Origin of the sequence: Flavobacterium marginilacus (assembly GCF_026870155.1) — a bacterium.
GTDB classification, from domain to species: Bacteria; Bacteroidota; Bacteroidia; order Flavobacteriales; family Flavobacteriaceae; genus Flavobacterium; species Flavobacterium marginilacus.
In genome coordinates, this window is record NZ_CP113975.1 from 4867885 (window position 1) to 4885268 (window position 17384).

The 17384-nt window shown below is 35.3% G+C and carries 15 protein-coding genes; 8 read left to right on the top strand and 7 right to left on the bottom strand.

Going from position 1 to position 17384, the window contains the following annotated elements; genetic code table 11:
* Positions 1-32: 32 nt before the first annotated feature.
* The 3 genes from OZP07_RS20320 to OZP07_RS20330 all read right to left on the bottom strand — a co-directional run bounded on the left by OZP07_RS20320 (position 33) and on the right by OZP07_RS20330 (position 5879).
* Complete coding sequence (locus tag OZP07_RS20320; protein WP_281636531.1) at positions 33-1703, bottom strand: WG repeat-containing protein; 1671 nt, start codon at positions 1701-1703, stop codon at positions 33-35.
* An 87-nt stretch (positions 1704-1790) separates the two neighbouring features.
* Positions 1791-3017, bottom strand: a complete 1227-nt coding sequence (gene odhB / locus OZP07_RS20325; protein ID WP_281636532.1) for a 2-oxoglutarate dehydrogenase complex dihydrolipoyllysine-residue succinyltransferase — start codon at positions 3015-3017, stop codon at positions 1791-1793.
* 90 nt (positions 3018-3107) lie between these two features.
* On the bottom strand, positions 3108-5879 hold the full coding sequence (locus OZP07_RS20330; RefSeq protein ID WP_194643249.1) for a 2-oxoglutarate dehydrogenase E1 component: 2772 nt from the start codon (positions 5877-5879) through the stop codon (positions 3108-3110).
* A gap of 119 nt (positions 5880-5998) precedes the next feature.
* Here OZP07_RS20330 and OZP07_RS20335 point away from each other — a divergent pair, with 119 nt between their 5' ends.
* The 3 genes from OZP07_RS20335 to OZP07_RS20345 are packed head-to-tail and all read left to right on the top strand — an operon-like array spanning position 5999 to position 6980.
* Positions 5999-6550: a hypothetical protein gene (locus OZP07_RS20335; protein ID WP_281636533.1), complete on the top strand. Its 552-nt coding sequence runs from the start codon at positions 5999-6001 to the stop codon at positions 6548-6550.
* A 55-nt stretch (positions 6551-6605) separates the two neighbouring features.
* Positions 6606-6851: a hypothetical protein gene (locus OZP07_RS20340; RefSeq protein ID WP_281636534.1), complete on the top strand. Its 246-nt coding sequence runs from the start codon at positions 6606-6608 to the stop codon at positions 6849-6851.
* Positions 6852-6980 (top strand): hypothetical protein, encoded by a 129-nt coding sequence (locus OZP07_RS20345; RefSeq protein ID WP_281636535.1) that lies wholly within the window; start codon positions 6852-6854, stop codon positions 6978-6980.
* Between the two features lie 285 nt (positions 6981-7265).
* Here OZP07_RS20345 and OZP07_RS20350 read toward each other — a convergent pair whose 3' ends face one another.
* From OZP07_RS20350 to OZP07_RS20365, 4 genes are all read right to left on the bottom strand, one after another.
* Positions 7266-7619 carry a hypothetical protein gene (locus tag OZP07_RS20350; RefSeq protein ID WP_281636536.1) on the bottom strand — a complete coding sequence of 118 codons (354 nt, stop codon included), beginning with the start codon at positions 7617-7619 and terminating at the stop codon, positions 7266-7268.
* A complete protein-coding gene (locus OZP07_RS20355) occupies positions 7619-8368 on the bottom strand; it encodes a hypothetical protein (RefSeq protein ID WP_281636537.1) in 750 nt (249 codons plus the stop codon). Before OZP07_RS20355 ends, OZP07_RS20350 begins: the two co-directional genes overlap by 1 nt.
* Before the next feature lie 12 nt (positions 8369-8380).
* Entirely contained in the window at positions 8381-9355 is a 975-nt protein-coding gene (locus tag OZP07_RS20360; RefSeq protein ID WP_281636538.1) for a polyprenyl synthetase family protein, read from the bottom strand.
* A gap of 159 nt (positions 9356-9514) precedes the next feature.
* Entirely contained in the window at positions 9515-9913 is a 399-nt protein-coding gene (locus tag OZP07_RS20365; RefSeq protein WP_281636539.1) for a hypothetical protein, read from the bottom strand.
* A gap of 459 nt (positions 9914-10372) precedes the next feature.
* Here OZP07_RS20365 and OZP07_RS20370 point away from each other — a divergent pair, with 459 nt between their 5' ends.
* From OZP07_RS20370 to OZP07_RS20390, 5 genes are all read left to right on the top strand, one after another.
* Positions 10373-10894, top strand: coding sequence for a YceI family protein (locus tag OZP07_RS20370; protein WP_281636540.1), 522 nt, complete (start codon positions 10373-10375; stop codon positions 10892-10894).
* Positions 10895-10991: 97 nt separating this feature from the next.
* On the top strand, positions 10992-11588 hold the full coding sequence (locus OZP07_RS20375) for a TetR/AcrR family transcriptional regulator (RefSeq protein WP_194643233.1): 597 nt from the start codon (positions 10992-10994) through the stop codon (positions 11586-11588).
* A gap of 7 nt (positions 11589-11595) precedes the next feature.
* Positions 11596-12933, top strand: coding sequence for a TolC family protein (locus OZP07_RS20380; protein WP_281636541.1), 1338 nt, complete (start codon positions 11596-11598; stop codon positions 12931-12933).
* Between the two features lies 1 nt (position 12934).
* Positions 12935-13999 (top strand): efflux RND transporter periplasmic adaptor subunit, encoded by a 1065-nt coding sequence (locus OZP07_RS20385; protein WP_281636542.1) that lies wholly within the window; start codon positions 12935-12937, stop codon positions 13997-13999.
* An 83-nt stretch (positions 14000-14082) separates the two neighbouring features.
* On the top strand, positions 14083-17259 hold the full coding sequence (locus OZP07_RS20390) for an efflux RND transporter permease subunit (protein WP_281636543.1): 3177 nt from the start codon (positions 14083-14085) through the stop codon (positions 17257-17259).
* Positions 17260-17384 lie beyond the last annotated feature (125 nt).

Genomic DNA, 17384 nt, shown 5'->3' on the forward strand with positions numbered 1-17384 from the left:
ACGGATTCTTTTATTTTAAAAAAACTGCCTGATTACAGTTTCACTGTTTTTGTATTATCATTCAAATCTATTGAATAAATTTCTTTTCCTTTAACTCCATAATTACCGTTTGGATCCAGTACAATCTGGTCATAAACACAAGGAATTGTTTCAGTTTTGGTAAGCAGATTATATACTCCTATTTTACCTTTTTGTTTTACAAGCAAAAGATTATTGTTTTCCCCAATAATTTCTTCGTAATTAGACTCCATTACCTGCTGTCCCAGCATATCCAGCAGACCTGCTTTATTATTGTTTTGAAACATTAAATAACTAAACTTTGATTCATCATAATAAGAACCATTTTTATTCAAAAAAGTAACGGGTGAAATATTAGAATAAGCAGCTGCGGAGATCTGCTGTGCATTTTTGTCCAGTAAAACAAATTTCTTGTCTTTCTTTGCGATGAACACAAAATTACTGGAATAGTTGTTATTCTTGCTCACTACCTTGTCAATGGATTCATATTCACAGGGAGCAATTAATTTCCCGAAAGAATCCAGCATCCCAAAAAGACCGTTTTTCTCTACAATAAATGTTTCGTTTTCAATATTGATATTGTCATATTCGCAGGTAACAATTTCATACGGAGTACCGCTGTTTACCTGTATCAGACCACATTTATTGTTTTTTGTCGTTTTCAGATTATTAGAATAGCTGGTATTAATCTGATCGTATTCAAATGGCAGAGAAATTTTCCCGTTAATTAAGACACAGCCGTATTTACCTTCTTTATTGACAGCCAAAAATGAACCGTCATTGTATGGATAAGTTTTAATATCCTTGTATTCTATTGGCAGAACAATGTTTTCATTTTCATCAATAATCCCCATTTTATCGTTCAGTTTTACAATAAAATTTTTACTGCTGCTAACACTGTTTATCTGAGTGTACCATTTTTTGAATTTTGGTTTATTATCAATAGAAACCAGATTAGATCCTTTTTCATTATCTACTTTAAAATAATTGCTTTTATCAACAGTCTGAATATACTGATACTCACACGGTATTACAAATTTCCCGTTCAAAAGACTATATAGACCTCTTAAATTTGTTTTTTTATCCTGAAGAATAAAATAATTCTCTACACCAGAAATACTGCTGATTTCAGCCCATTTGAACGGAATTAACACTTTATTGTTTCTGCTTATCACTCCATAATAACCGTTCTTAGTACGTGCCGAAAAAATATCATTTCCGATGTGATCCAAAGAGTAGTAAATCATCGGGATTTCCCAAATTTCTTTTTCAACATTATAAAGACCATAATTTTTTCCAATTCCCATCGGAAAAGAACTATTATCGCTTACAGCTGGATATGTTTTTCTTTCGAATAAAGCAGGCAGAAGCACCTGGTCTCTTTTTTTGATACCAAATTTATAATTACTATTGTATTTATCATAAAACCAAATTGTTTCGTCATTTATTTTTTCTGTGGCGTAACGTCCATAATTCCCATCTGAGCGTACTTCCGATATAGACACAGGCGACTCCTCTGCCATGACTGGTGCATCGCTTACGAGCATTACATCAGGCTGTGGATCACCTTTTATCGTTTCGGTTTTAGGCTTGCTTTTCTGTCCTAGCTTTTTCTTTTGCGAAAAGCTGTTTTGAAAAGATAAAACCATTGCTGAAAGCAGTAAAACTTTAATTTGATTTTTCATATTTTGAATTATTTTTTTGAAATGCAAGTATAAAAAAAACCCGCTTAAAAAGCGAGTTTTTTATTGCAAATATAATGTGCTGTAATACTACAATTCCAATGCCTTTTTAGCATTACCGCCCATCAATAATTCTAATGGGTTTTCCAAAGCTTCTTTTACTGCAACCAAGAAACCTACAGACTCACGTCCGTCGATGATTCTGTGGTCATAAGAAAGTGCTACGTACATCATTGGGTGAATTTCTACTTTACCGTTTACGGCGATTGGACGCTCGATAATGTTGTGCATTCCCAAGATTCCTGATTGAGGAGGGTTGATAATTGGAGTAGACAGCATAGAACCAAAAACACCGCCGTTAGTGATTGTAAAAGTCCCTCCTGTCATATCGTCAACAGTAATCTGTCCATCACGAGCTCTTAAAGCCAATCTTTTAATTTCAGCTTCAACACCACGGAAACTCAGGTTTTCAGCATTACGAACTACAGGAACCATAAGTCCTTTTGGTCCTGAAACTGCAATAGAAATATCAGCGAAATCGAAAGCGATTTTATGATCACCGTCCATCATAGAATTTACATCTGGATATAATTCCAAAGCTCTTGTAACTGCTTTAGTAAAGAAAGACATATATCCTAAACCAAGTCCGCCATGTTTTGCTTTGAAAGCATCTTTGTATTCGTTACGGATCAAGTTGATTGGCGTCATGTTAACTTCGTTGAAAGTAGTTAACATTGCTGTTTCGTTTTTAGCAGCTACTAATCTTTCAGCTACTTTACGACGAAGCATTGATAATTTTGTACGATCCTGACCACGGTTTCCTCCAGTTGGAGTTCCCATTGACGGCACTGCATTTACAGCATCATCTTTAGTTATTCTTCCGCCTTTACCAGTTCCTGAAACTGTTGCTGGAGCAATATTTTTTTCGTCTAATATTTTTTTAGCTGCTGGAGACGGCGTTCCAGCTGCATAAGATGCTGCTGGCGCTGGCGCAGCCGCTACTGGAGCCGGAGCCACTGGTGCTGCTTTTGGAGCTTCCGCTGCTGGAGCTGCTACAGGTGCAGAACCTGCTGGTTTTGCTCCATCAGTATCAATAAGACAAACAATTGCCCCAACTGCTACTGTGTCACCTTCTTCTGCTTTTAGCGTGATAACTCCGCTCATTTCAGCTGGCAGTTCAAGCGTTGCTTTATCAGAATCAACCTCAGCAATAGCTTGGTCTTTTTCTACATAATCTCCGTCTTTTACTAACCATGTTGCAATTTCTACTTCTTTGATTGATTCCCCTGGTGATGGGACTTTCATTTCTAAAATCATGTCTTATTATTTTAAATTATGAATTTTATATTCTAAAATATTTTTTATTTAAAGTTTAATTGGTTTAACATTAAACTTTTAAACTTTTTTTTATCTAAATAAATTTTTATCAAACACCATTCTGATAGCATCTGCATGGCGTCGTTTTGAACGTGTATAACTTCCTGATGCAGGAGCAGAATATGCTTTCAACGAAGCCAATCTCCATTTAACCAAGTCAAAATTCATCAGCATAAAGCTGTAAGCTCCCATGTTTTTAGGTTCTTCCTGTGCCCAAACGTAATCGTCGGCATTTGGATATTTGGCAATGATTTCTTTGATTTGATCAGCTGGGAATGGGAACAATTGCTCGATACGAACAACCGCAACATCTTTTCTTCCGTTATTTTCTCTTTCTGCGGTAATATCGTAGTAGAATTTACCCGTACAGAAAACTAGAGTCTTAACGTCTTTTTTATTTACTGTATTGTCATCAATTGTTTCTTGGAACTCTCCTGAAGTGAAATCTTCAACTGGAGATACACATCTTGGATCACGCAACAAACTCTTAGGTGAGAAAACCACTAGCGGTTTACGGAAATTAGTTTTCATTTGTCTTCTCAACAAGTGGAAGAAGTTCGCAGGAGTTGTACAATCGGCAACATACATATTGTGACGTGCACAAAGTTGCAAGTAACGCTCCATACGTGCAGATGAGTGCTCAGCTCCTTGTCCTTCGTATCCGTGAGGCAACAACATCACCAATCCGTTTTGGTTATTCCATTTGTCTTCACCACATGAAATATATTGGTCAATCATAATTTGGGCACCGTTTGAGAAATCCCCAAATTGTGCTTCCCAAATTGTCAAAGCATTCGGGTTGGCCAAAGCATATCCATAATCATAACCTAACACGCCATATTCTGACAAGAACGAGTTATAAATATGGAAGTTTCCTTTCTTGTTTTCGACATGATCCAATAAAATTACTTCTTCTTCAGAATCCTCAACTTTTACCACCGCATGACGATGTGAGAAAGTCCCACGCTCTACGTCCTGCCCTGAAATACGTACATCAAAACCTTCAGTCAATAACGAACCATAAGCCAATGTTTCTGCAGTACCCCAATCGATCGTATTGTTGTCGTATCCAGTCTTTCTATCGGTAACAATTTTTGAAATTTTGTTAATGAATTTTTTATCAGATGGTAAAGTTGATACTGTTTTTATGATAGAATCCAAAGTAGATCTGTCAACCTTTGTATCTACTTTTTTCAGCATCACATCGTCGGAAACCTGCTCGAATCCTTTCCATTCATTCTGCATAAACGGAGTAATGATTGTCAAATCTTTTTTACGGGAAGCTTCTAAGTTTTCTTCAAGATCCTTTTTGTACTCTTTTTCTATTGTATTTACATAGTTAGCATCGATAACTCTTTCTGACAATAGTTTTTCAGCATAAATATCTCTTGGATTTTGGTGTTTTGCAATGATTTTATATAAAACCGGCTGCGTAAAACGAGGTTCATCCCCTTCATTATGACCGTATTTTCTATATCCTAACAAATCGATAAATACGTCACGTCCAAATTCCATTCTGTAATCCAATGCAAAAGACATTGCGTGAACAACAGCCTCGGCATCATCAGCATTTACGTGCAATACCGGCGAAAGTGTTACTTTGGCAACATCGGTACAATAAGTCGAAGAACGGGCATCCAAATAGTTAGTAGTAAATCCAACTTGGTTGTTGATTACAACGTGGATCGTTCCCCCTGTTTTGTATCCGTCAAGCAATGACATCTGAATGATTTCATAAAGGATACCTTGTCCTGCGATCGCAGCATCACCGTGAACGGCAATTGGAAGTACTTTAGAAAAATCATCAGCAAAATATTTATCTTGTTTTGCTCTTGTAATTCCTTCGATTACTGCACCTACTGTTTCAAGATGCGAAGGATTTGGAGCTAAATTAATGTTTATTTTTTTACCTGATTTAGTTACTTTATCGGCAGTAAGTCCTAAATGGTATTTTACGTCACCGTCAAAGTATTCCTGATCGTAATCTTTACCGTCAAATTCTCCGAAGATATCTTGAGTCGATTTGCCAAAAATATTTGCCAAAACATTCAAACGTCCACGGTGAGCCATTCCCATTACGAACTGCTCCACTCCTTTTTCGGCGGCCTTTTCAATCAAAGCATCAAGAGCAGGAATTACAGATTCTCCTCCTTCTAATGAGAAACGTTTTTGCCCTACGTATTTAGTATGCAGGAAGTTTTCAAAAGAAACAGCTTCATTCAATTTGTTTAATATATTCTTTTTCTCTTCAGCAGTAAAATTTGGCTGGTTATTATTAACTCCTAATTTATCCTGAACCCATTTTACAACACCGGGATTACGGATATACATATACTCAACACCAATATGCTGGCAGTATATCGCCTGAAGACGTGTTATAATATCTTGTAAAGAGCAAGGCGGAACACCAATTGCCTGTGCAGCATCAAAAACAGTTGATAAATCAGCAGCTGATAAACCAAAATTTTCGATATCCAAAGTCGGAGAACTTTTTCTACGGTCACGAACCGGATTTGTTTTTGTGAATAAATGACCACGTGTGCGGTATCCATCAATTAACTTTAAAACATTGAATTCTTTCTGCAGTTTATCTGAAACCAGACTGCAGTCAGCACCTGTTTCCACATATTCAACAATTCGCTGAACCGGATTTTCATCATTATAAGTAGTCATTCCAAAGTCAAAACCTTGAAAGAAACTTCTCCAGCTAGGTTCTACACTATCCGGGTTTTCTAAATATTGATCGTATAATTGAGCAAAAAATTCTGTATGTGCTGCGTTTAAAAATGAAAACCTATCCATAATACTGTTATTGAATATACTTTTGTTAAATAGTCCGGCAAAAATACGATAAACCAATTTATTTAAATCTATTTTTTTACGTACTTTTACGTAAAAATTTGTTAAATAAAGCCAGAAGTATGAAAAAATCAGCCTTTTCCTCCCCCACAAAGTATCTTTTCATCTTTTTTATCTTTCTCTTTTACGAAAACGTAATAGCTCAATACCAGCAAATGCCTACGGCGAGAAGTCCTTTTTGGGAAAAAGTACAATTTGGAGGCGGTTTAGGAGTAAGTTTTGGAAACGGTTATACCGATATTTCAGTCGCACCCAGTGCTATTTATAATGTAAATCCTTATTTGGCGACGGGTATTGGTCTTCAGGCAAGTTATGTTTCTTCTAAAGGATACTACGATTCAGGAGTGTACGGTGTCAGTTTTCTAACTTACATTAATCCGATTCCAGAGATTCAGCTTTCGATAAATCTGAATGAATCTTATGTTAACAATCACTATGATGCTTATTACAGCCAAAAAGCATATACAGACAATTTCTGGAATACGGCTTTATTTCTTGGAGCGGGTTACCGAACCGGAAATGTAACGGTAGGACTTGCCTATAATGTATTGTTTGACGAAAATGACAATGTGTATGGCGATGCACTTATGCCTTTTGTGAGAGCGTATTTTTGATTATTAGAAATAAAATATAAATAGTATCTTTGTAATTGTAATTTAAAAAATAAAAATGGGAGCTTTAGAACTGAAAGACAGCATTTTAAAATCTTTAAATATAGCAGATGAGAACCTTCTCAAAATTGTTAAAGAAACTATTGACAATTATAATGAAGAAGAAATTGTTGCCCATAGTGTTGAAGGAAAACCATTAACCAGAAAACAATACAAGCAAAAAATTTCAGACGCCTTGTTAGATTTCAAGAAAGGAAATCACATTACACAAGAAGACTTAGAAAAAGAAATTGAAAGCTGGTAAATGGACAAAATAAATATAGTTTGGACTGATGATGCCAAACAAGAATTAAAAACCATTCAAAATTATTACAGGCAAAAATCTATTCAAAGTTCAAAAAAAAAATTTAAACGAGATATTAAAAACTATTAAGAAGATTCGATTTATCGAACAATATCAAGTCGATGAAATTGACACTGCTTTTCGAAGAATAATTGTAAGACACTATAAAATTATTTACACAATAGAAGCTAAAACAATAATCATAGTGAATATTTTTGATACCAGGCAAAATCCCAACAAGCTTATATTGTAAAATTCGATTATATGCCGAAGATGAAAAACCCATTATACCATCTAATCATTTAAGTATTGGAAGAAAAAAGCAATACCACTTAAAATAAAACATTTGTAAAACCTTTATTTACAATATTCTTTTTACTTATACTTATTCCTGAACCAGACTTTCTGCCATTCTCTTTTAAGGATTAAAAAAGAAACCTGTTCGGCTAGAATTACTAAATCACTGCCATCCAGTTTTTTTATCTGATCCTCTGAAACATCGATGATATAAAGCAGATTCAAATATTCGGCAAATTTGTATTGAATCATCCGATAGATTTTTTCGTGCAGCTGTATTTTTAATTCATCGGGCGAAATACTCAAAGGAAAATCAATTCCTTCATTTGCCAGATTAAAATCCTTATTGAGCTGCTCAATCAATCTCAAGTATAAAGATTCTTTTTGGGCTTCTTCGAATAACAGATCGGTATTTACTGGAGAAATATACATTATTTTAAAATTTCAATATTGCTTACTTGCTGTTTTCGCTTCCAATAATCAACAATTTTAGACAAAAGAACATCGCCTCCCGCATATACGAATACGGCTCCCATGGGAGGATTGGCCACGGGAATAAACCCGAAGATTTTTGGAACCCATTTCCAGCATTGAAAAAATGTCCCTGTCAGTTCAATAAATATAACACAAATGGCAACAAAACAATATAGGTTCTGCCATTTTTTTCTCTTTAAAACCCAAAAGAAAAGAGTTCCCAGAATAAGTGTAAAGACATCTTTCAGAAAGATTCCAACCAACAAAAACAATACTGCGAATCCTGCAGCAAAATATTTTCTCAGCTGAGTATCGTTTTTAACCGCCCATTCCGTATGTGCAAAAACATAACCAGAAGCATAAACAACAGCGTGACCAAAAGGAACATATAACGGAATAGCCTCTGTCCTGTAATTATACATTCCAAGTAAGGGACAAAAAATCAATTCACCTATATATGACAAAAAAACCATTACAAACATCAGTTTCCTCAAATACGAATCCGAAAACCAAAAGAAAAAAGAATAATAAAACACCACCAAAAGGTTTGTGATCTGGCGTCCGTCAAAATAATGATCATTAAAATAAACGCTGTCAATCCCCAAAGCCAAAATTGTAAACAAAGGAAAACAGACAGCAAAAATCATCTGCTTTCTGATATTATATTTTTCGTCAATGAAAAAAAGGGTATTTACTACGGCATCCATAAATCCTGCATATTAAACTTTCCTTCCCATCAGGTTTTCGCCAAAAGCCTTCAGCATCTCTTTTTTTGAAAAATCGATGTCCATTTTTTCCAAAGTTCCAAATGCTTTAAAAGTATAACTCTCTATCGCTTCCTGAGTCGCTTTTGAAGCACCCGATTCATTAAAAATAGTTTTTGCAGTTTCTATTTTCTCTGCGTTTTCATCTAATTGGAGACTGAATAATTGCTCTAATTCCGAAGCTTTTTCAGGTGTAGAAAATTCCAATGCTTTCAGATACAGATAAGTTTTCTTGTTTTCGATAATATCACCGCCTACTTGTTTGCCAAAAGTTTCCGGATCACCAAAAGCATCCAGATAATCATCCTGCAGCTGGAAAGCTATTCCCAAATTAAGTCCGAAGTTATAAATTAAATCAGCATTTTCCTTTGAAGTATCTGCAATAATTGCGCCCATTTTCATGGCTGCAGCAACTAGAACAGCTGTTTTATATTCAATCATTTTAAGATATTCCGGAATGGTAACATCTGTACGGGTTTCAAAATCTACATCCCATTGCTGTCCTTCACAAACTTCTATAGCCGTTTTACTAAACAGTTTTGCCAGATCCCTAAATACGGCCGGCTCATATTTTTCAAAATATTGGTAAGCCAAAATCAGCATTGCATCTCCGGAAAGTATCCCTGCGTTAAGATTCCATTTTTCGTGAACAGTCTGCTGGCCTCTTCTTAAAGGAGCATCATCCATAATATCATCATGTACCAGCGAAAAATTATGAAAAACTTCAACAGCTGTAGCCGCCGGAAGTGCTTTTGTGTAATCTGCATCAAAAACTTCTGCGGCCATTAAAGTCAGCACCGGACGCATCCGTTTACCGCCAAGCCCTAAAATGTAATCAATTGGTTCGTATAGATTTTTTGGCTCTTTATTGATTTTTTGATTTTCTAAATACTGTAAAAAATGTTCTTGATATTCGTGTATAGGAAGCATAAAATGATTTTCTGATTTGCAAAAGCCCAAAGATACTAATTACAATGTAAATTATTACCGCAAAAACATGCCTGAATCAGACGTTAAATTTTAAAGAACAAAAATGACGTTCATCAAAATCAAACAACACTCTATGAATTTATTACTATGATTGCCTTGTTATTTGACTTTTTCAAATTTCTCCAGACAAGCTTCATCACAAAGCTTCGAAGTCAAAATAATTGAAACTGCATTGGCGGTATAAGCTTCTGTTGTTTCAAAATCCGAATAAACTGTACTGCAGGTGTATTTGAGAACCAGAATGTTTTTATCTGAAATAGAATATTTTCCGTTTTCACAAGGCGCTCCCGGCTTCATAGATTTGAAAGTTCCATTTTGATAAAGCTCAATTGTATAGCCATTATCCGCTTTTTGCCATTTCGTATCGCTTCCGCCATTATTAAAATAGGTTTCGATAAGTTTCCATTTGCTTGTTATAGTTAAATCTGACTTATTGCTGACATTATTGGTACAGCTCATAAGAGCTCCTAACACTAAAAGTGTAATTATTTTTTTCATTGTTTTAAAAATCTTGGCTTGTTAGTTTTTTAATTTTAAAGATACTTCTAATTTTATTCAATTTGTAGTCTTATTTTAACAAAAACCAATACCGTATTATCATATTTACTTCAAGATAAAAACTTTAACAAATTCCTTTAATTACTAAAGATGTAATAAAGGTTCCAGACATCGATGAATTTCATACCTAAAATAAGTTTCATTTTCTATCTGATTCCTTTCCCCATGAGATTTTTAGAGTCTAGAGCTGTAATACAAAAGGCAATTATGAAAGCACAAATCCCCGAAAAACGGAACTATAATTTTTATTTATGGTATCCATCGAAAAAAAACATTGGAAACTTTGTTGGTTTTTAAAGTTTCCTTATTACATTTGCAGAACACAAAGAAACTTTATAAGTATCCAAAGTTTCCAAAATAAAAAAAATTAAGGAACAACTTTACTAAAAAATACGAATCATGGAAAATGCATGGGCAATTGATTCAAACGAATCAGACGTTATAATAAAATCTAGACATTCTCTAATTGGCTACCTGCCCGGAGACAAGAACAACTTAAAAGGACATGTTGCCATACAGAACGACGAGGTTGAAGATGCTTCAATAGAATTCTCCCTGAATGTAAATGATAAAAAGAACGTTTCGGCAGAAAAGAATAAAGAAGCAAAATTCACTGATCTTTTTGATGAAGATGAAGCACCGCTGATAAAATTCAAATCGACTTCTTTTCAAAAAATCAACAAGAACATCAATTTCCTGAAAGGTTTTCTGACTATCAAAAACATCACTAAAGTAGTAGAATTTGATACCGAATTTATAGGAATGAAAAACTACAACGGTGTTCAAAAAGCATCTTTCGAAATTACCGGGAACATAAGCCGCAAAGATTTTGGACTTAATTATAATGTCCTTAAACAAAACAAAAGCCTTCCGATAAGCAAAGACATAAAACTCATTGCTAATTTAGAATTCACACATTAAGAATGACCAGTTCTCAACAAAGACAAAAACCAAAACTCATTTAATAACTAACTTTTACTGTACTATTAAAATTTAACTACAATAAGTTATCATAAAAATGAAAGAGAAAATAATATCAAAAGCTACAGAACTCTTTTTAAAACTTGGTTTTAAAAGTGTCACTATGGATGATATTGCTGGAGAAATGTGCATTTCAAAAAAAACGATTTACAAATATTTCTGCAACAAAGAAATCCTTATCGCCGAAAGTACGGAGACGGTTCATAAAACAATTCATGAAAGCATCGACAGTATCACGGTAAAACAATACAATGCAATAAAAGAAAACTTTGAAATCAGAAAAATGTTCAAGGAAATGTTCAAATCTGGAGAAGCTTCACCCGCCTATCAGTTAAAAAAACATTATCCCGATATCTACAACAAAGTAATATCAAGGGAATTAAACGAATGCAGCGAAGCCTTCAAACACAATATTGAAAAAGGAATCCGAGAGGGACTTTATAGAGAAGGTTTAGATGTTAACATCTACGTTAATTTTTATTACACACTTATTTTCAGCATTCATGGCATTACCAGTTCTGAAAAAGAAGCCCAAAGACTGGAGCTGGAAGCTTTAGAATATCATACTAGAGCCATGGCAACACCGAAGGGGATTATCGAACTAGAGAAACAATTACAAAACACTTATATATAAACAATCAATGAAAAGAATAACCCTACTGCTTTTGTGCACAATTGGCCTGACATCCAGTGCACAGGTAAAAACGCTGACCTTAAAAGACGCAATAAATTATGCGCTGCAAAATAAGGCTGATGCCAAAAAAGCGAAATTAGATGTTGAAAACAGTGAATACAAAATTCAGGAAGTCCGTTCCAGAGCCTTACCGCAGATTACTGCAAACGGAAGTTTAACCTATAATCCAATTTTACAGACCAATGTAATTGACGGAGCTGCTTTTGGCGCGCCGGGAACTACAATTCAAGCTTCTTTTGGACAAAAATGGACATCAGGAGCGGGAATTTCGTTAACACAGGCAATATTTGATCAATCTGTTTTTACAGGTTTGAGAGCTGCAAAATCTACTAGAGAATTTTACCAGATAAACGATCAGTTAACAGAAGAACAAGTTATCGAAAGAGTAGCCAACAACTACTATCAGGTATATGTTCAGCGTCAGAAATTGATTTTATTAGACAGTACTTATCTCAACACTACCAAAGTTCGTGACATCGTAAAAGGTCAATTTGACAATGGTCTTGCTAAAAAAATTGATTTTGACCGTATTGTTGTAAAAATGTCAAACATTAGCACACAGCGTCAGCAAATTTTAAATGCAGTACAACTACAGGAAAATGCATTAAAATTTTATATGGGAATGCCAATGGAAACTCAAATTGAGATTCCGCAGACTGAATTTGAAATTACACCAACAGTTTTGATTGAAGCGCCAAATACAGCTAACAGAACCGAATACTTGCTTTTGAAAAAACAAGAAGAATTATTAGTGCTGCAGAAGAAATCTATAGAAGCCGAATATTATCCAACATTATCATTATCAGCCGGGTATAACTATTTAGGCCAAGGACCAGAAGTACCATTTTTTGCTAAGCCTGCAGATGGCGTTTATTGGTCTGATTACTCATCTATTGGATTAAATTTAAGAGTTCCAATTTTTACAGGATTTGGTACTCGCGCTAAAGTAAGACAAGCTGATGTTCAAATTAGATCCCTACAGGAAGACCTCAAAGAAACAAAGCTTTCGCTTGATTTAGATTATAAAAATGCTAATACTCAAATTCAGAATAGCATTGTTACGATACAAAATCAGAAAGAGAACATGATCTTGGCAACAGAAATTCTTAAAAACACAAAAAACAATTACTTACAAGGTTTGGCATCATTAACCGATTTATTAGACTCGGAAAATGCATCAATTGAAGCGCAAAATAACTATACAGCAGCAATTTTAGATTATAAAGTTGCAGAAATAGCATTAATTAAATCAAAAGGACAACTTAAAACACTTATAAACAACTAAAATGAAAAAGACAATACTTACAATAATCGCAATAGCTGCTTCCTTGGGAGCAATTGGTTATGTTTTATCAAAAAACAAAGCAGAAAATAAAGCTAAAACTGATATTGTTGCCGAAAAAAACGCAGCTGTATCTGTAAAAACAGCACAGGTAAAAACAGAAAATGTTTCATTAGATTTCGTAGCAAATGGAAATTTTGCTCCTACACAGGAACTTACTTTCTCTGCTGAAAAATCGGGAAAAGTAATTAAAGTTTTAGTTGACGAAGGAGACTATGTAAATGTTGGACAAACATTGGTGATCGTTAGAAGCGATGTAATTAATGTTAATGCTAATACCGCAAAAGCAGCTTACGACAATGCTAAAAATGATTATGCAAGATATGAAAATGCTTATCAAACCGGCGGTGTTACAAAACAACAATTGGATCAGGCAAAACTGCAGTTAACAAATGCACAGGCAAACTTAACTCAAGCGAACATCAACGTAGGTGACACGAAAGTAAAAGCACCTATCAAAGGATTCATTAACAAAAGATTTGTTGAACCAGGAACCATTTTAGCAGGAATGCCTCCAACACAAATGTTTGACATTGTGGATGTTTCTAAATTAAAATTAAAAGTGAGCGTGAACGAAAGTCAGGTAGCTGGTTTAAAAATCGGAAATACTGTGCCTGTAAGTTCAAGCGTTTTTCCTGATAAATCTGTCACTGGCAAAATTACTTTTATCGCTCCAAAAGCAGATGAAAGCTTAAACTTCCCTGTTGAAATTGAAATCACAAACAATGCTAACAGCAGCATTAAAGCAGGTATGTATGGAACTGCCAACTTTGGAACCAAACAAAAACAAGAATTGAAAGTAGTTCCTAGAAATGCTTTTGTTGGAAGTGTGAGCAGCAATCAGATTTTTGTGGTTGAAAACGGAATCGCTAAACTTAAAAAAGTAACAGCCGGAAGAATTTTAGGTGACCAAGTTGAAATAATTAACGGATTGTCTGATGGTGAAACTGTTATTGTAACAGGTCAAATCAACTTACAGGATGGTAACGCAGTAGAAATTATAAAATAAGCTTTAAGCCGTAAGCTTTACGCTTTAAGCATAACCGATGCGCAAAGCCTATAGCTTACTGCCTACAGCATAAAGCAAAACAAATGAAATTAGCAGAAATATCCATAAAACGCCCTTCGTTAGTTATCGTTCTATTTACGATACTAACTCTTGGAGGACTGTTCAGTTACAGCCAATTGGGCTATGAACTGATCCCAAAATTCGAACAGAATGTTATTACAATTTCTACTATTTATCCTGGAGCTTCTCCAAGTGAGGTAGAAAATACCGTTACCAAAAAAATTGAGGATGGAATCGCCTCTTTGGAAAACATCAAAAAAATTGATTCCAAATCATACGAAAGTTTATCAATCGTATCGGTAACACTGACATCAAATGCAAAAATTGACATTTCGATGAATGATGCGCAGCGCAAAATCAATGCCATAGTGAGTGACTTACCCGATGATGCTGAAACGCCTGCTCTGACCAAATTCTCTTTGAGTGATTTACCAATTATGACTATTGGTGCCAATGGCAAAATGGACGAAGCCACTTTTTATGATTTGATTGACAAAAAAATTGCACCCGTTTTATCGCGTGTGCAGGGTGTGGCTCAGGTAAATATCATCGGTGGTCAGGAACGTGAAATTCAGGTAAATCTTGATGCTGTAAAAATGCAGGGTTACGGACTTTCTATTCCGCAGGTACAGCAGATTATTTTGAGTTCGAATCTGGATTTCCCAACGGGTAACATTCAAACCAGAAATCAAAAAATATTAATCCGTTTAGCGGGTAAATACAAAAGTGTTGACGAATTAAGAAACTTGGTTGTTTCTTCTAAAAACGGAATTGAAGTTCGTTTAAATGATATTGCCGATGTTCAGGATGCCCAAAAAATTGCAGAAAAAATCTCCAGAATAGATCAAAAGAGCGCAATTATTTTACAGGTTATCAAACAATCAGATGCAAATGCGGTTGCAGTAAGTGCCGACTTGAAAAAAGCCATTACCAAACTAGAGAACGATTATAAAACATCAGAACTAGCTTTAGAAATTGCAAAAGACAGTACCGATTATACACTTGAAGCTGCAGATTCTGTAATACACGATTTATTGATCGCAGTAATCTTGGTAGCGTTTGTAATGCTGTTCTTCCTGCACAGTATCCGTAACTCGCTCATTGTAATGGTTTCGATTCCAGCTTCATTGATTGCCACTTTTATCGGAATTTATCTTTTGGGTTATACTTTAAACTTAATGAGTTTATTAGGACTTTCGCTAGTAGTTGGTATTCTGGTCGATGATGCGATTGTGGTATTGGAAAACATTTATAGGCACATGGAAATGGGCAAAAGCCGTATTCGTGCCTCTTTTGACGGTACTGCCGAAATTGGAGGAACGGTAACTTCGATTACATTGGTAATTGTGGTGGTATTTTTACCAATTGCGATGAGTTCTGGATTGGTATCCAACATTATTACACAATTCTGTGTTACTGTAATTATATCTACCTTATTGTCATTATTGGCTTCGTTTACAATTATCCCGTGGTTGTCTTCCCGTTTTGGAAAATTGGAACATATTGAAGGTAAAAATATTTTTGGAAGAACCATTCTTGGATTCGAAAGTCTTTTGACTCGTTTTACAAACTGGGTTACTCAATTATTAAACTGGTGTTTGAATAATTATTTCAAAACAATTAGCGTTGTTTTAGTCTTATTTTTTGGTTCGACCATTGGATTACTAGGTGGTGGTTTTATCGGTGGAGAGTTCTTTGCAACTTCAGACAGTGGAGAATTCTTAGTTCAAATCGAAATGCCAAAAGATGCTTCATTGGAACAATCCAACTTTATGACTCAAAAAGCTGAAGCCTTTTTGAAAAGCGAAGAATATGTAAAAAGCCAGATTACAACAGTAGGACAAACAAGTGAAGGTTTGGGAGCATCACAAGCAACGGCCTACAAAGCGGAGATTGATGTTAAAATGATTGAACAAAAAGATCGTACAGACGGAGCTTCTGTATACGCTGCTAAAATCAAACGTAAATTACAAAAAGTATTAGTTGGTGCCAAAGTTAAAACGGTTCCGGTTGGTATTTTAGGAACTGCAGATAATGCTACTTTAGGCTTGATCGTAACAGGACCTTCTACAGAAGTGGCTATGGCTTTTGCTAAATTAGCCGAAGCTGAATTACGAAGCATTCCGGGAACAACGGAAATTAAATTAACCGTTGAAGATGGAAATCCTGAGATCAATGTACAAGTGGATCGTGATAAAATGGCTGCGTTAGGACTTACGCTGCAAACAGTAGGTACGACGATGCAGACTGCATACAGCGGTAACACTGACGGGAAGTTTAGAGCTGGTGAATATGAGTATGACATCAACATCAAGTACAACGCATTTGACAGAAAAAACATTACCGATGTGAGTAATCTGATTTTCGTCAACAGTTCAGGACAGCAGATTAAATTATCCCAATTTGCAACTATTACTGAAGGTTCAGGGCCAAGCCAGTTAGAGCGTAGAGACAAAACGGCCTCGGTAACAGTACAAGGTCAAAACGTTGGGGTTGCTTCTGGAACAATTGTAACGCAATGGCAGGAAAAATTAGATAAACTGAAAAAACCAGTTGGTGTAAACTATATTTGGGGTGGTGATCAGGAAAACCAAAGCGAAGGTTTTGGTACTTTAGGAATTGCTTTATTGGCGGCTATTATTTTGGTATATCTTGTAATGGTTGGTCTTTATGACAGTTTTATGCACCCGTTTGTGGTATTGTTTGCGATTCCACTTTCGTTTATTGGAGCGATGCTGGCTTTAGCGTTAACGAATAATACACTGAATATATTTACCATTTTGGGTATCATTATGTTAATTGGTCTGGTGTGTAAAAATGCGATCATGCTTGTGGATTACACCAACCAGCGAAGAGCAGCAGGTGAAACCATCAGAAGAGCTTTGATTCAGGCGAACCACGCTCGTCTGCGTCCGATCTTGATGACTACAATTGCAATGGTTTTTGGTATGTTCCCAATTGCATTGGCTTCTGGAGCTGGTGCCGAATGGAAAAATGGTCTGGCTTGGGTAATCATCGGAGGATTGATTTCGTCATTATTCTTAACTTTGATTATTGTCCCTGTGATTTATGAAATCATGGAGAAAATCAAGGCTAAATTAACTAAAGACGAAAAAATAGATTACGAAGCTGAAATGACTGCCGATTATGACCACAAAGAATTAAGCGAGGATGGTTTTAATCCGAAGCATACAGTATAATACCTGAATTTAATTGTGATAAAGGAACCGCCAGAAATCTGATTTTTGGCGGTTTCTTGTTTTTTTACGGGAATGGAATTATTATATTTGGAGATTGAATACTCTCAATAACAAGAACATATACA

Coding starts and splice junctions, on each gene's coding strand:
- OZP07_RS20320 (WP_281636531.1), bottom strand. CDS start 1,703: ATGAAAAATCAAATTAAAGTTTTACTGCTTTCAGCAATGGTTTTATCT.
- odhB (WP_281636532.1), bottom strand. CDS start 3,017: ATGATTTTAGAAATGAAAGTCCCATCACCAGGGGAATCAATCAAAGAA.
- OZP07_RS20330 (WP_194643249.1), bottom strand. CDS start 5,879: ATGGATAGGTTTTCATTTTTAAACGCAGCACATACAGAATTTTTTGCT.
- OZP07_RS20335 (WP_281636533.1), top strand. CDS start 5,999: ATGAAAAAATCAGCCTTTTCCTCCCCCACAAAGTATCTTTTCATCTTT.
- OZP07_RS20340 (WP_281636534.1), top strand. CDS start 6,606: ATGGGAGCTTTAGAACTGAAAGACAGCATTTTAAAATCTTTAAATATA.
- OZP07_RS20345 (WP_281636535.1), top strand. CDS start 6,852: ATGGACAAAATAAATATAGTTTGGACTGATGATGCCAAACAAGAATTA.
- OZP07_RS20350 (WP_281636536.1), bottom strand. CDS start 7,619: ATGTATATTTCTCCAGTAAATACCGATCTGTTATTCGAAGAAGCCCAA.
- OZP07_RS20355 (WP_281636537.1), bottom strand. CDS start 8,368: ATGGATGCCGTAGTAAATACCCTTTTTTTCATTGACGAAAAATATAAT.
- OZP07_RS20360 (WP_281636538.1), bottom strand. CDS start 9,355: ATGCTTCCTATACACGAATATCAAGAACATTTTTTACAGTATTTAGAA.
- OZP07_RS20365 (WP_281636539.1), bottom strand. CDS start 9,913: ATGAAAAAAATAATTACACTTTTAGTGTTAGGAGCTCTTATGAGCTGT.
- OZP07_RS20370 (WP_281636540.1), top strand. CDS start 10,373: ATGGAAAATGCATGGGCAATTGATTCAAACGAATCAGACGTTATAATA.
- OZP07_RS20375 (WP_194643233.1), top strand. CDS start 10,992: ATGAAAGAGAAAATAATATCAAAAGCTACAGAACTCTTTTTAAAACTT.
- OZP07_RS20380 (WP_281636541.1), top strand. CDS start 11,596: ATGAAAAGAATAACCCTACTGCTTTTGTGCACAATTGGCCTGACATCC.
- OZP07_RS20385 (WP_281636542.1), top strand. CDS start 12,935: ATGAAAAAGACAATACTTACAATAATCGCAATAGCTGCTTCCTTGGGA.
- OZP07_RS20390 (WP_281636543.1), top strand. CDS start 14,083: ATGAAATTAGCAGAAATATCCATAAAACGCCCTTCGTTAGTTATCGTT.